19 protein-coding genes are annotated in these 13880 nt (G+C 50.8%); 16 read left to right on the forward strand and 3 right to left on the reverse strand.

Features of this window, described 5'->3' with window-relative positions:
- The first annotated feature begins 68 nt into the window (after positions 1 to 68).
- From UNDKW_RS21250 to UNDKW_RS21305, 13 genes are all read left to right on the forward strand, one after another.
- The gene (locus UNDKW_RS21250) at positions 69 to 284 is read left to right on the forward strand and encodes a hypothetical protein (RefSeq protein ID WP_162042814.1); all 216 of its coding nucleotides are present in this window, start codon (positions 69 to 71) and stop codon (positions 282 to 284) included.
- 220 nt (positions 285 to 504) lie between these two features.
- On the forward strand, positions 505 to 729 hold the full coding sequence (locus UNDKW_RS21255; RefSeq protein WP_162060348.1) for a hypothetical protein: 225 nt from the start codon (positions 505 to 507) through the stop codon (positions 727 to 729).
- Positions 730 to 794: 65 nt separating this feature from the next.
- On the forward strand, positions 795 to 1118 hold the full coding sequence (locus tag UNDKW_RS21260) for a hypothetical protein (RefSeq protein WP_162060349.1): 324 nt from the start codon (positions 795 to 797) through the stop codon (positions 1116 to 1118).
- Entirely contained in the window at positions 1115 to 1429 is a 315-nt protein-coding gene (locus tag UNDKW_RS21265) for a hypothetical protein (RefSeq protein WP_162060350.1), read from the forward strand. The genes UNDKW_RS21260 and UNDKW_RS21265 overlap by 4 nt, the downstream gene beginning before the upstream one ends.
- Positions 1426 to 1554 carry a hypothetical protein gene (locus tag UNDKW_RS30875; protein ID WP_255431517.1) on the forward strand — a complete coding sequence of 43 codons (129 nt, stop codon included), beginning with the start codon at positions 1426 to 1428 and terminating at the stop codon, positions 1552 to 1554. The genes UNDKW_RS21265 and UNDKW_RS30875 overlap by 4 nt, the downstream gene beginning before the upstream one ends.
- Before the next feature lie 43 nt (positions 1555 to 1597).
- Entirely contained in the window at positions 1598 to 2035 is a 438-nt protein-coding gene (ssb, locus tag UNDKW_RS21270; RefSeq protein WP_162060351.1) for a single-stranded DNA-binding protein, read from the forward strand.
- Positions 2036 to 2154: 119 nt separating this feature from the next.
- Positions 2155 to 2466, forward strand: coding sequence for a hypothetical protein (locus tag UNDKW_RS21275; protein ID WP_162042819.1), 312 nt, complete (start codon positions 2155 to 2157; stop codon positions 2464 to 2466).
- A gap of 205 nt (positions 2467 to 2671) precedes the next feature.
- Positions 2672 to 5011 carry a hypothetical protein gene (locus UNDKW_RS21280; RefSeq protein ID WP_162060352.1) on the forward strand — a complete coding sequence of 780 codons (2340 nt, stop codon included), beginning with the start codon at positions 2672 to 2674 and terminating at the stop codon, positions 5009 to 5011.
- Positions 5012 to 5030: 19 nt separating this feature from the next.
- Positions 5031 to 5864 carry a hypothetical protein gene (locus tag UNDKW_RS21285; protein WP_162060353.1) on the forward strand — a complete coding sequence of 278 codons (834 nt, stop codon included), beginning with the start codon at positions 5031 to 5033 and terminating at the stop codon, positions 5862 to 5864.
- 199 nt (positions 5865 to 6063) lie between these two features.
- Entirely contained in the window at positions 6064 to 6459 is a 396-nt protein-coding gene (locus UNDKW_RS21290) for a hypothetical protein (RefSeq protein WP_162060354.1), read from the forward strand.
- A 130-nt stretch (positions 6460 to 6589) separates the two neighbouring features.
- On the forward strand, positions 6590 to 7366 hold the full coding sequence (locus tag UNDKW_RS21295; RefSeq protein WP_162060355.1) for a hypothetical protein: 777 nt from the start codon (positions 6590 to 6592) through the stop codon (positions 7364 to 7366).
- A complete protein-coding gene (locus UNDKW_RS21300; protein ID WP_162060356.1) occupies positions 7317 to 7721 on the forward strand; it encodes a hypothetical protein in 405 nt (134 codons plus the stop codon). Before UNDKW_RS21295 ends, UNDKW_RS21300 begins: the two co-directional genes overlap by 50 nt.
- Before the next feature lie 195 nt (positions 7722 to 7916).
- Positions 7917 to 8483: an NUDIX hydrolase gene (locus tag UNDKW_RS21305; protein WP_162060357.1), complete on the forward strand. Its 567-nt coding sequence runs from the start codon at positions 7917 to 7919 to the stop codon at positions 8481 to 8483.
- Positions 8484 to 8899: 416 nt separating this feature from the next.
- Here the strand turns inward: UNDKW_RS21305 and UNDKW_RS21310 are convergent, their stop codons facing one another.
- Positions 8900 to 9643: a lysozyme inhibitor LprI family protein gene (locus tag UNDKW_RS21310; protein WP_162060358.1), complete on the reverse strand. Its 744-nt coding sequence runs from the start codon at positions 9641 to 9643 to the stop codon at positions 8900 to 8902.
- Positions 9644 to 9925: 282 nt separating this feature from the next.
- On the opposite strand from UNDKW_RS21310, the gene UNDKW_RS21315 reads away from it, so the two are divergent.
- Positions 9926 to 10966 carry an IS110 family transposase gene (locus UNDKW_RS21315; protein ID WP_162058097.1) on the forward strand — a complete coding sequence of 347 codons (1041 nt, stop codon included), beginning with the start codon at positions 9926 to 9928 and terminating at the stop codon, positions 10964 to 10966.
- Between the two features lie 448 nt (positions 10967 to 11414).
- Here UNDKW_RS21315 and UNDKW_RS21320 read toward each other — a convergent pair whose 3' ends face one another.
- Both UNDKW_RS21320 and UNDKW_RS21325 read right to left on the reverse strand, forming a co-directional pair.
- On the reverse strand, positions 11415 to 11792 hold the full coding sequence (locus tag UNDKW_RS21320) for a hypothetical protein (RefSeq protein WP_162060359.1): 378 nt from the start codon (positions 11790 to 11792) through the stop codon (positions 11415 to 11417).
- Between the two features lie 39 nt (positions 11793 to 11831).
- The gene (locus tag UNDKW_RS21325; protein WP_162060360.1) at positions 11832 to 12257 is read right to left on the reverse strand and encodes a biopolymer transporter ExbD; all 426 of its coding nucleotides are present in this window, start codon (positions 12255 to 12257) and stop codon (positions 11832 to 11834) included.
- 344 nt (positions 12258 to 12601) lie between these two features.
- Here UNDKW_RS21325 and UNDKW_RS21330 point away from each other — a divergent pair, with 344 nt between their 5' ends.
- Both UNDKW_RS21330 and UNDKW_RS21335 read left to right on the forward strand, forming a co-directional pair.
- Positions 12602 to 13066 (forward strand): hypothetical protein, encoded by a 465-nt coding sequence (locus UNDKW_RS21330; protein ID WP_162060361.1) that lies wholly within the window; start codon positions 12602 to 12604, stop codon positions 13064 to 13066.
- A 113-nt stretch (positions 13067 to 13179) separates the two neighbouring features.
- On the forward strand, positions 13180 to 13578 hold the full coding sequence (locus UNDKW_RS21335) for a hypothetical protein (protein WP_162060362.1): 399 nt from the start codon (positions 13180 to 13182) through the stop codon (positions 13576 to 13578).
- Positions 13579 to 13880: the final 302 nt, after the last annotated feature.

Consider the following 13880-nt stretch of genomic DNA (forward strand, 5'->3'; position numbering starts at 1 on the left):
CGTATTGACTCGATCAATACAAAAGCGTATAGTTCTACTCATGGTCAGACAAACAAAGAAAGCGACACATGAGCACGCAAACTTATTTTGGATTACCCAAAACCTATTATGCCCAACCGGCCACTGCATCCACTGCGGTGCTGATCAACGGGCAAAACCTGATCGACGCCTTTGCTGAATGCAGCATGGAACAATGCAACAAAATGGCCAGCCTGCTGGACCAGGGGCGGTATGAAAACTTTGGCAGGATGATGGCGAAAGTCATGCAAGACTGGCAGCAATAAATAGGGGCCGACGAAAAACCGCCCCAGCTGCGTTGCAGCTCCTAGCCGTACTAAAGTACTGTCTTCGTCGCTGACGCCTTGCTGGAACGATTTTGCGTCAGCCCCTTAGAACCTAAGCATGTAAGCGCATAGCACGCAAAAAAGAATACGCTGGTGAAATCGGTTCGCGGCCCATTTCACACTTGCCGGAGTAGCGTCCGGCACCTTGTCTGCGCTGGCCTTGCACCTTCTGCTGCCGCGTTCACCCGCGGCGGGCAAGGCCAGCGCATCACATTGTCACCTGTTTTTTTCCGGCATCAACAGCCAGCCGCAATGGCGAGCTAAAGCAGCACAGCATGAGCAGTACAGCATCAACGATGAAGTATCACCCGGCATCACCAGGTATCACCCTCGAGCATCACCCTTACAGTATCACCCTTACAGCATCACCCAAAAACTACATTGATTAACACGAGAACGAGTGCGTTTTTCTGTGCGTATGCGCTCGCCCAAAATTTTGTGAGGACTAGTATGAAAACATCCCTGACAGACTGGCTGGTCACTGCCCTGGCGTATATCGTCATCTGCACTGTGCTCAGCATCATCAATAATGAAGAAGACAAAATACCAGGCGCCGAGCAGCTTGAGCAGCCTGAAAAACAGGCGGCACCCGCCAGCCGGGCGGCGGCGAGACTGCATGCCTCAGTGGCTGCCTCAGTGACTGCATCTGCGAGCACATCAATCAATACACAGCTTGCAAAAAAAATGCCTGAGCAAGGCACTGCGCGTAGCGAGCTGAGCCAGCTGGCGCAAGAAGCAGAACGCATGACCGGCTTTGGCGCGAGGGTGCAATGAAGCATAGCCGCCAGTTACATGCCGTGGGCAATGCCCTGTTCGATACACGCAGCAGCCAATGCATGGCGATCGCTTACGGCTGGCAGGCCGAGGCGCATTACGATGCCAGCGGCAAGATCTGCAACCCCGATGCCCTGCAACCGTCTGATGAAGCCATTGCCAACGCCCGCCTGTGGGCCAAGGCACCCGAGCTGCTGGACAAGGCGCAGGCCCTGGCAGCCAGGCTGCCACAAGATGATCACTGGTTTGCTGCCCATGAAGCACAAGCCCTGCGCGAACTTTGCCTGTCTTTAGAGAAAGCCACAACATGAACGATACACATGCTCTCATCAACCACCTGCACATGCGTGTGCGCATCAAGTGCGCCGTATATCGCATGATACGCGACCTTGGTTACAGCCGCCTGGCGGCATGCAAGACTGCGTTGCAACATTGATTTTTGAAATTTTTAAAAATTTTCACACAAGGCGATAACACGAATGGCATCCGTCAATAAAGTGATCCTCGTTGGCAACCTGGGCCGCGACCCTGAAACCCGCTACGCCCCCAGTGGCGAAGCCGTCAGCAACATCACCATTGCCACCACCGACAACTGGAAAGACAGAACAACTGGTGAACGCAAGGAGCGCAGTGAATGGCACCGCATCAGCTTCTTTGGCCGCCTGGCAGAAGTGGTCGCCATGCACCTCAAGAAAGGCGCGACCGTCTATGTAGAAGGCAGCCTGCGCACCCGCAAATACACAGACAAAGATGGTCAGGAAAAATTCATCACTGAAGTACGCGGCGACACCATGCAGATGCTCAGCAGCAGATCAGCAGCCCAGGCAGACGGCGCGGATGGCACACCGGCAAAACCCCGCCAGCCCGCCCGCGCACCTGAGACCTGGGACAACATGGATGATGATTTACCGTTTTGAGTGACAGTCAACACCGCACGCGAAACAAGACAACAAGGTAGCAATCAACAAGAGAGCAATTTCGTCTCCTTCAAGTATCAAGGAGAGCGCTTACAACCACACCGCCGAAAGGACACAACATGAGAAACGACATCGCCGTACGCTATGCCCAGGTGGCGCAAATCCTGAGTGACAAATTCCTGTTCATCGAAGACATCATGCGCGAGCTGCGCACTTCGGAAAATTATGCGCGCAAGCTCATCAGTGACCTGTGCTTCTCAGGCCACGTCGTACAACGCGCCACGCCCACGCCCCGTGGCCGCAGCAAGCTGCAGTTTGGCTGGCACAGCGGCAAGCCCGCACCGACCATCTACACACGCCAGATCAAACCACCAACAGACAAGATACGCCGCACTGATCCGCTGATGATTGCCTTGTATGGTGAGGCCTGAGCATCGTTCATCGCACGCATGGTCTTGCGGTGCAAGCAGTAACTGCACCGTAGGAGCGGCTTTAGCCGCGAATGGTCGCCACGACCTGCTGGGTCGCGGCTAAAGCCGCTCCTACAGAGAAAAAATGCCCGTCAGCAGGGTGCGCCCAAACATACCTGGAAGAAGTAGCAAAAACACCGCCCCAAAAAAACACCACAGGAACATCATGCCAATGAAACGCATCACAGGCCCGGACGGCCTGCCCTACCTCATCGAGACACAAGAAGACGACGAGCAATCGAATAACTGGGCCACCCCCGATTTTCAGCCAGCCATGGAGGATACAAGCAGTTTGCCCTCATTTTCTGGCATACCCCGTAACAGCGAGAAGCTCGACAATCTCATGAGATACTTTCCGGTTGCAATGGACGGGGCCACAGACTGGGCCACAAACAGAGAAGACAATGAACAGTTTATTGATCATCTGGTGCACAAGTTCCCTTCTGACATGCAAAAGCTGGCACCGTCTGAGTTACTCCCTTATCTGCACAGGGGTTGGTCCCGGGGTGCAGACAGCAAGAACGCTGAGCAGTTCTTGCCAGCTTTCATCAACAGGGCTGCACCAGGAGAAGAAGGCCTGACGCCATCTGAGCTGCTCCCTTATCTGCGCAGGGACTGGCCCCGCACAGACAATAAGGGCTTGGCCCAGTTCCTTCCCGATACCATCAACATGGCCGCACCGGGAGCAGACGACGCACAAATTCAAGACCAGGACTTTCTCTCACGTCTGCCTGACATGCAGGGTTTGACACCATTAGATTTGCGTCCCTCTATGTATAAAGAGCTAAGCCTCGAAGATGCACGCAAATATATACGCTTGTTACCAGGCACGATGAGCGGCGACGTAGATCCATTTGCCGGGCTCCAATTTTCCAGAAGGCCAAACCCGGATTATGAGCAAAAGCTGGCCGCGCTAGAGGGCAGTGGAGATGGTATGCAAGCGGCCCCACCGACGAGAGGCTTGCTCCTGCGTGCCATGGCGGCTAATGATGATATTGGTCCAGATGAAAATCTGACTGGGCAAAGCCGCCGTGCAGATGATGACATGTCACCTGGCTCCGGCGCACAGGGTACCATCGGCAATCAATTAGGCTTATTGAACAAGTTCAGTTTTCCTCAGTCAAGCGCGGTCAAATCTGTACCAGCCTCGTTCATCCGGCAATCTGAACTTTATGCACGCACGCACTCAGCCCTGCCATTGTTCGATGAGGATGTAGATATCAATCCCTCGCGCTTTCCGCACGATCCTTACATGCCCTCTGATATGCGCCTTGAAAATGATGTTGGTGGCCGTGCTATATCGGGAGATGCAATCAATCAGGGACAAGAAAAGGCATGGGATGAAGGCTTAAGACTCTACGATGATCCTGCCACTGACAATAAGGTGAGCGATGAAGAAGGCGAAAGGCGCACAGCCAAACTCTTGCGCTCGAGACTATTACAGGCACGTGAAGACAGCGACAAAGCACTGACTCCCATAGGGGCGCGCGTAACAAACAGCCCCGAAGCAATCGCCGTTGCGATGGGACAGGATGTCGTCCGCATGAAGAAGGGAATGACCGGCAAGGATATGAAGGCCGACCGTGCCACGTTCAATAAAAATACCGTGGACGAACTACACGAACTGGATGCAATAGCAGATCGTGAAGGCTATAGCGCGGCGAACAGAGCCATGTTGAAGAACACTTATGCGCTGGCACGTTACGGCGCATTAAACAAAGACAATCCAGACTTCATGTGGACAAAATTAGGCATCTTTGCGGCCAATACTGTTCGCCACGGCCTGGTGCAATCCCATAATTCTGCAGATGCCCTTGACGGACTTGGACCCATCCTCCCATTGATGTCCGGCGCATCGGGAATACTGGGCGGCATGAGCGTCATTGAGGCCGCAAAATTAACGCGTGCCATGGCAGACGAAACCCTGAAAGGCCAGATCGATGTACTCAAAGATGTCGGCGGCTTATCGGTCATGCACAAGATGTACGGATCTGCCGCCATGCAGGATGCTGCTTTTGAAAGCATGTCTGATGCCGCCAGAGATTCTTTTAAACTGCAAAGGCAAGCTGAAGAGGCGCGTGATCGTGGCGACATGCAAGGTTTTTACCGGCTGCAGACCGATGCAGCCATAGAGATGGGGCGTCACGAACAAAGCAATTTGCAAACAATGTGGGACAAACCATCCATGGCAGCATTTTCAAAATTAAATGCTATGTTATTGAAAGAAACGGGCATGGCACTGGTTCACCCAGATATCTACATAGGAACCAATCGTGATACCGACAAAACAAACAGCAAGAATATTACCGTTCCACAAGGCAGTGAAGACCTGACCTCGCTTGAGAACCGTGTTAACATCGCACGTAATGGTTTTAATACAATTAATGAAATGCGGCAGACGCCTGAGGGAAATAATTTACTCAACTTCCACCAGCGGCAATTGGGCAGTGGCAGCAGGCTGATAAAACCTTTCTTTAAACCCGACTGGTGGAAATTCAATACATAAAACACGTCACAGGATAATCATGAAAATCATCAAATTGTGTGCATGCCTGATTTTGCTTCATTTTTCCGTTGCCTGCGCTGACCAGGCAAAGCCTGTCCTGCCTGTCATACAGTTACGCATGGACGCACCCGTCAGTGAAGTGCAAGCCAAATCAAGTTACCAATTTGATCAAAAATTCCTGAAGGGCGTACCCGGTAAAGAATATATCACCACGCCGCATGTACTTTTCTACAAAGATGCGGACCTGGAATTTCGCGTAGAAAAAAAGGGGGATATCCGCAGCCTGGCGACATATCTGGGTTATGAAATACGTCATTTTGAAGGTGCCCCCGAATCACTCATTTCACATTTCTCGTTTTTCCCCATTGATGACTACGTCGATGCGCGCACCGCCGTTGAACAGATAAAAAAATTCAGGGATGATTTTATTTCTCAAGGCTTTATATCAACAGATAAACCATGGCTAGACTCTTATGTCATCAGTAGTGAGCAACCGCAGAAGTATTTGACGTCATTGGAAGGACTGGAATCACTTTTCCTCAATTCTCAATCCTACGTCAAAGAAATCAGGGCAGTTGTATTAAAAAAGAATAGCATCGAGATCAAAATAGATATTGTCAACCTCAGGAGAAAATATGGGAGCCGTACCGACGCAGATGATGATCGTCATGCACGCATCGAAGACAGGATTGCCCGCGAAATCAGAAGCCTGACGCCAGCAGAGTTAAAAACCGAACCTTCTTACTCGGTACAAATCATATTTTCACCAACGCGGGAACGGTCTAATCAACGATCAGAAGAAATTGACATATTCAGGCGAGCTGCATCATTGAATGAGCGCAAAGAAAAGTAATAGCCGATATCGCTTGATTTTTATCATGTTCATCATTGTATGGCAGGGACATTGACTGGCTCGCTAATAATCCATCGGTTCCATCTCGTTGGAATACGATCCAATTTTCATTCCACGGAAGGCAGGCAATGAAATGAATCCCGTTGTAAAAATCGATCGCAGTAAAATGCCAAAAGCTAACGACTCTCAAAAATAAAGTATGAATCCCACCCTCAAAAAAATAGCGGGCATTCTTGTTTTAATCTTCCTCGCCGTACTCCCGCTGCTTGTATTTATTTTCTTTCTGGGGCATGAGTCAGGGGAAGAGGTGCGTGAAATTTATTCGTTTGAAGATCAAAAAACACGGGGTGGACAGCTTGTAACTATCTCCAAAGACGGGACACACAATCTTAGATATAGCAGCGAAACTGAGCGCTATGTATTGAATGTTTCATTTTCCCGAAGAGAGATCAGCCTTGACATTTCATTGTTCAACCACGATGAAGATATCATTTCTTATTTAAGGAAATGCAAGGTCATTGAAACAAACGAAGGCCTTACTTTTTTGCAGCCCTCAGGCTATTCGACTTTCATACCACGGTCAGAGCTTCCATGACACTTTGCCTGAGCGTAGCGGCTGACCGGCCTGGTAATGCACCACATGTGGAGTGTGCATACGCAATCAATGTGCAGGATAATGCGAGTATCCATCTCAGTATACTGCTCAGGATATTGTAATAGCAGATATGACCAATAATTCGCAGACCAGCAAACCCGGCGAGACTTCGGCCTCCCCGGCTTCGCCCTATGATGCCAGGAAGCACCCTATCAACGCATTTGACGATAATCAAATACTGAACGGCAAAGAGAACCCTTTGCCTTATTCTTCTGCCAGCATTGACGATAAAAATAAGGTCATCAACGTCAAAGTACGCATGAACTATGACACGCCCTCATTTTTTACGCGCATGATAGGCCTCACCAGCAAACCCAGTGATGAGCAGTTTGAAAAATATGCCAGGCTGGCCGATGACGGTATTGCAAAATACTGGAGCAGAACTGTCAAACTCAATGGGGATGACTGGACTGTCAACGTAACACCAGAAAGATCAACAGAAGGTATGCCACTGACCCTGGCGAACCCAGGCAGCACCATACTTGGTGATTTGAGCAGACGCTCCCGAAATCCGCATCCAGTGTTTACCGGCACTTTATATTATGATACAGATACACTGGATCCTGAGCGCTCTTATGGAATGACTGCGGCACATGAATTTGGCCATCCATTTTTAACACATGCATATGGCATGAAATACTCTTGGGGACATGAAGGTACATCGTCGATGCTGGGTAGCAAACACGATGATGCGCCAGAATATCCCGCGCAAGGCGAGATTAACCTCATGCCTTATCACAGAGATAATTCCAACACCAGAGTTGGACATGACGACATTTTTAAAAGGAGCATTGCGAGTGAAAACGACGTTAAAACGCTTATTCATATTTCTGGTCGTCACAAGTAATTTCTTTATCGGTTTGCCAGAGGCTAAGGCATTGGTACAAAAATTTGATCTCAAGATTGCCGTCCTCAACTCGACAAGTCATGCCATTGAATTTTGTTTTGACGAGCAATCTTGCAAACTGCTTGAAGCGAATAAACAAACTTTTGTAGACGCCTACCAAACTGATAACCAGCCACAAAGATTTGTAGATAAAGTGATTCCGGGATCATTCTTCAAACTATGCGATAAAACGATACCAGCAAAGCAAATGCTGACAGAAGCAGTCCTGGAAAAAGCCTGGTGGAGAAATTACACTTATAAAATGACGATATCCGAAATGGACTATCGTCTTGCTTGCGGTGACGTCAAGCAGTAACCACCGATCAGTTTTTGGTTCGTCTGAAGCCAAGTGGGCAGGGTACATCGTCACGCGCCGGATGAATGGTCGGTAACACAGACCACTCTTTAAAAAGCAATCATGGTACATGTACACAGCCCCACTGCGCAAAAGTGTTGCAAAGGCGCAGGCAGCCCTCGGCTATAATCTGCGTTTTGAAACGCACTTTACATCATGCAAGACCAGCTCACCGCCCTGCTACTGGCACATACGGCCAGCGACGCCACAGAAGCCATGCATTTGACAACCGCGCTGGACTTTGTGCGTACCACCGCCGACTGCGCCAGCCGTGCCACCCTGGCCGGACATGTCACAGCATCCGCCTGGATACTGCACCCCGATGGCCAGTCTGCCCTGCTGACACATCACAAGAAACTCAACCGCTGGCTGCAACTCGGCGGGCATGCCGACGATGCCGACACCAGCATACAGGCCGCTGCCTCCCGCGAAGCGCGGGAAGAAAGCGGCATGGCAGACTTGCGCCTGTTGAGCGATGCGCTGTTTGACGTTGATGTACACCCCATCCCCGCCCGAGGCAGCGAGCCCGCACACTATCATTACGACGTGCGATTTTTATTCCAGGCACAGCATGTGGATTTTAATGTCAGCGAAGAGTCACATGCCCTGGCCTGGGTGCCGTTGGCTATGCTGGCGGCAGAAGATGGCAATGCGTCGGTTGCCAGGATGGCGAGGAAGAGTTTGGGGGTGTCAGGGTTTGCGCAAGTAGCGGCGGCCACATAACAGGCGATGGTAAAACATAGAGGTGTGCAGGTTGCGTTGCTACGCAACATACCCGTTAGTTAAAAATTCTAGCATACCCATTTTACGTAGCGGCCCCATCCCGTCATGCCGGACTTGATCCGGCATCCAGCGGCGTTGTTTGTACACTGATAGCGCACACTCACCGCGCCGCAATACGCCGCCCTGCCGCTGTCCTCGCAGATAAACACCGTACGGCTTGAAGACTAACGACACTGGATGCCGGATCAAGTCCGGCATGACGGGTGGTGGTTTATGCGCGTTGCCAACTTTGTGCGGTATTGTCTTGTACTGCAATTCAAAATAAGATGCTGACAGTGGCTTGTGAATTCTGAGAAGACTGATACGTGCGGTGCGCACGGCGCACCCTACTTTACTGCTGCCCAACCACACAAATCTCAATCCGCCACACATGCCCGTTTCGCCTTGTCGGTACGCAAAAAGCTGGCGCCATTCGCAAAACTGGCGCGGGCACCGCAGTGTGAACTGCATCCATCACCCGTGGCTGACAAGACGAGCTGGTGTTGTTTGACGGTCAGCTTGATCTGGCAGTTGTGGATATCGTTTTCGCCTTTGCCTGGCAGGTAGCTATACACATTGCCAGCCAGCGCGAACTTGCCATTGAGGCTGCAATTGTGCCCATTCGATTGCACGAGTATGGTATTCACCTGTGCCTGGGCATTGCCTGTGCTTTTGATAGTCAGGCAGTCTTGCACTGTCGAGTGGGTGCCATTGGCAAATTCCATGTCATGGCTGAACTCGTAGTTACCATCAAGCTTGCCGTCTATCTTGCTGTTTGCTGTTTCGTCTTCATTCCATTGCACAAGAAATGCAATGCGCCCGACATAGGCATTCTCCAGGCACCGCACAGTCTTGCAGGCATCGCGGGTAGTGCGCAACCAGCGTTGCTGGCTGGATTTGAGTAGCTCGCTGGTATCGGTACCTGTGGCCGGGCTGGCCGCTTTCATCATGGCCTTGTAGGCACCGGCAAGCTGTTCATCGAGATTAGAGAGATTGCTTGTCTCACATATCATGCGTTCCACCGGTTTGGCGGCCTTGCTGCAATCAAAGCTGGCGCCTTGCGTGGTGCTGGCCAGGGTGGTGAATAAAGCGATGAGGGTAAAGGTATAGAGTGTGCGCATAAGTGTTATATCCAGGTGGATTGTGCGGATGCGCATGGCGCAGTTCATTGATGATGTTGAAGCGTTATATATTCAAGCCTTCAAACACATCGGGCATTCATTCTTGCAGCGATGTCAGTCAATGCATGGCCGTAGGGCGCTTTATAATGCGCCGCATATGTGCGTCGTTCACGGCGATGTTTGCCATTGCGTAGGGTAATGAAATGGACGCCCCCCTCCCAAACGGCATCGTGATGTGCCAAAGTAGAGTTTCGACAAACTACTTAACAGAAGGGAAGCGTCATGGAAAAGATTACCGTAATTGGGCTGGATTTGGCAAAGAGTATTTTTCAAGTTCATGGTGCCAATGCCCGAGGCAAGAAGCTGCTGTCGAAGAAACTCAAGCGTAGCGAAGTCATGGGATTCTTTGCATCACAGCCACCGTGCCTGGTAGGGATGGAAGCCTGCGGAGGAGCTCACGAATGGGCGCGGCAGATCCAGTCACTTGGGCATGATGTCAAACTGATGGCACCCCAGTACGTCAAAGGCTTTGTACAAGGAAACAAGACCGATGCCAGAGATGCCGCAGGTATCGCAGAAGCAGCAGTAAGAGAAAGTATCCAGAGAGTGACGATACGCAGCCGTGAAGAACAACAGATACAAGCCCTGCACAGAGTAAGAGAAGCCTGGGTCAAACACCGTACTGCGACCGCCAACCAGATACGGGGCCTGCTCGCTGAGTTTGGTCAGATACTCACTCCCGGCCTGCGCCACCTGCGCCGTGAAGTCGCCCTCTGGCAAGAGCAAAGCCGCGGCATGCTCGGCATACTCAACGGCCTGGTCGATGAGTTACTGCAGTATCTCAGTGAGTTAGAAGAAAGAATTGGTCAAGTAGAGAAACAGATCAAACAAGTACTGCAAAGCAATCCCGCCTGCAAACTGATAGAAACCATCCCCGGCGTAGGCGTCCTCACCGCCACCGCCATCATCGGCAGCTTTGGACGGGCAGAGAACTTTACAGAAGGACGCAAGTTTGCCAATGCCCTGGGGCTGACACCGAGGGAACACAGCAGTGGTGGCAAACAAGTTCTGCTGGGGCTCAGCAAGCGAGGCAATGGTTATGTACGCAAACTCCTCGTCCATGGGGCCAGGTCCGTCTTGCAGGCCAGGATCAACAAACCGGCCTATGCCGAAGACTGGGTCGTAAAACTGGCCAAAAGGCGGGGACACAACATCGCCGTGTGCGCTCTGGCAGCCAAGAATGCCAGGAGGATCTGGGCGATGCTGCAGAGCGGAGAAGTATTCCGTGCTGATCATGCGCAGACCAACGACGTCTGCACATGATCAGCACGGTTTGAAAGAACAGTAGCAACCACAAAGCAGGGGCGAGGCAGGAAGCCAGGTGAAGTAAAAACGTCATGCAGTAGCAGGAAAAATAGCAGCAAAGACAAAGAAACGGAGCACACCACCGATTGTTTGGGCAAACTCAAATGAAGACAGGACAGGTCAGACCGGGATGGTCAATAGCTCGTTCGGCGCACTGTGCGATCAGCACGATAGGGTGATTGAGCGACCATCAGCGTATTTCATCATGCGTCAGCAGTCATCAAGCGGCTGCAATAAAGACCGAATGTATGGCTGCAATCGACTATGTCAGGTTTAATTTGAAAATGCTCTTGCAAATGGGGGGCGTCCATGTATGCGCCGTGCGCACCAACTTTGAATGACGAAAGTGCTTGCGTGATGAAAGCCGGTGCGCATGGCGCCCCCCGCGAAGTAGTACAGCCATTGTTTACATCACCGCAATCAGCCGCACTTGTACTGCGTTTTCTTCTGCCTCTTTGCAACGGTGGCCGATGATCTGCAATTCTTCGAGTACTTCGTTGTTGTCGCCTGATTCGCTCAGCGCCGCTTCGAGTGCGCGTACGCAGATCAGCAGCTCGGTGGGGCTGACCCATTTGGCGTTTTCGGCTGGCCAGTTTTCATCGAGGTCTTCTTCGCTGATGTTGTATTCAACGTCAGAATAATCGACAAATTCGCTCAAGGCCTGCACGCCCAGTTCTTCACATTGGGCGTCGATGTCTTCGAGCTCGTCGAGCAAATAACCGAGATCGTCTGGTGCAACATCGTCGCTGTCGCTTTCAAGCTGTATCCACAAGACCATGCTCATGATTTGGTTTCCGTTTCTGAGAGGGCTTATCTGTTTTGATCAAGACAGCATGCCGCCGTTGACCACACTGACCGAAGTCAACCCGTAGCGCTGGGTTAATGCCAGCACTGTCATCACTTGCTGGTAGGTGGTAGTGCGGCTGGCGCGAAGATGCACGTCGTGACGACTATCCTTGTCCTTGGTCAGGCCTTGAAAATAATCTTCCAGTTGTGCCGTTGTCACTGCCTTGCCATTCCATTGCAGGCTGCCGTCGAAATCAATGTCAACATAGCTTACGTCTGTCGTCCGGCCAAAACTGAGCGTACAGCCACCTTGGCCATATTCAACCAGATGCCTTGCTGGCGGCACAGCCATGACCAGCATGGCGATCAGCGCCAGCAAGATACCTATCATGGGTGTGCTGTCCATAGTCAGCAAGACCTCATCTTCTCTTTGCCTGCCCTGGGCTGCCCGTGCGTGCATCATGTCTTTGTCCTCGTTGTTACTGCGGGATTACTGCTGGAACAGTTGCCGCAGTCATATTACACATTTTATAAAGCTGTTGCAAAGCGGGCAAGCTCAAGTGAAGAGAACAGCTAGACTGGCTGCCAGGACCAATGACTATTGTACCTATCGGGCAATAAAGCTGCCCATGCCTGTCCGTTTTTAGCATCAGCCCGGCAGGCAAAAGAAATTCATCTTGATGTTCTAAGACAAGTTCTGGGGACTGTGGCATTATATTTTAGAAGTAATTGAGAAGTAGACTAAAACCACAGCATAAGTAGCCCTGAAGTAAATAAGCCAGTCTCACACCTGTAAAGGCGCGAAGCATGAAAATCTATTCGGAAATCATCGTTCTGTATGACCACGTCGCCATGCCTGGCGAAGATGATTTTTGTCCGGCGTTCTGGCAGGCAGAAGAGTTTGATTCAGATGGCGATTTTTATGGCGATGATGAATCGAAGGAATGGACCACGCTAAAGCTGACCAAGCACTATGCGAATGGCCGCAATAGTGACTTTCAATTGTATGTACATCGCGAAAAAAGTGGCGATGCCGCGCATGAGCTGGCCCGCTATTTTCAATACCGCAATGATGGCCAGTACAAAGAAAAAAAGAATGTGCAGGAAGCCAAAAACCTGTGCGTAGCCTCGCTTGAAATCAAGGCCGCCTCGCTGGAAGACTACCGCGAATTTTTACGCACCGTGCTTTTTTTCCTCGAACACACCGGCGGCATCGCTGCCAATGTGGGCGGTTTTGATGCGTGGGATTTCAAGACGGAGTTTGTGGATTGATGCTGGGGGCGTTGTAACGCACCCCACATGACTTAATATTCTTTTGGAGTGCCACATACCATTTACCAAGTCTCCTCAACGCGTCATCGACAATTCGGTAAAGAGTCGAAAAAATGAAAAAATTATTGTTGCTTTGTACCTTCCTGGCGGGATGTTCAGCGCAAGTGCAAATGATGCCCAGGGATTCTGGAAAAATATATACTGGTCAGGTCACTGGCAACGGTATGGGTGCAGCCAATATAACGATCACCATCGAAGGTGAGGTTTATGTGGGCACGGTGATACGCACATCGTCAAATGATGGCTTCGGCTTAATACAGCAGTTTGGCAGAAATGGCTCCAGCTTTTCCACGGTCGTCACCAGTGGTGGTTCGTCGAACTTGAAGGCTATCTTGTCATCCCAAAACAGCCGGGGTTTGCGTTGCGACTTGATTTCGAATGGTAATAACGGTGGCGGCGGCGTTTGCATAGATGATCAATCGCGAATTTTCGACGTGATCGTCACCAGGTAATATTTAACAAAATCTGAGCGACATTGTGCGTCGTTACCGGTCTGGAGTCTGGCGATAGGCATTCTTCGGTGCGCATGGCGCACCCTGCAAATCAGCAAATCAGCAAATCAGCAAATCAGCAAATCAGCAAATGATAATGCCTGCATGATAACGCGCACGAAATCACATCCCCAAATAAAAAACCGCCACGGAGGGGGAATTCCGTGGCGGCAAAATACCTAAGGAGACACAACAATCATAGAATATCGGATTAATGTTACACAAGTATGACGACGATATTTTACAATTGCTTACAAGCATGT

This window comes from Undibacterium sp. KW1 (assembly GCF_009937955.1).
In the GTDB taxonomy this organism is placed as follows: domain Bacteria; phylum Pseudomonadota; class Gammaproteobacteria; order Burkholderiales; family Burkholderiaceae_D; genus Undibacterium.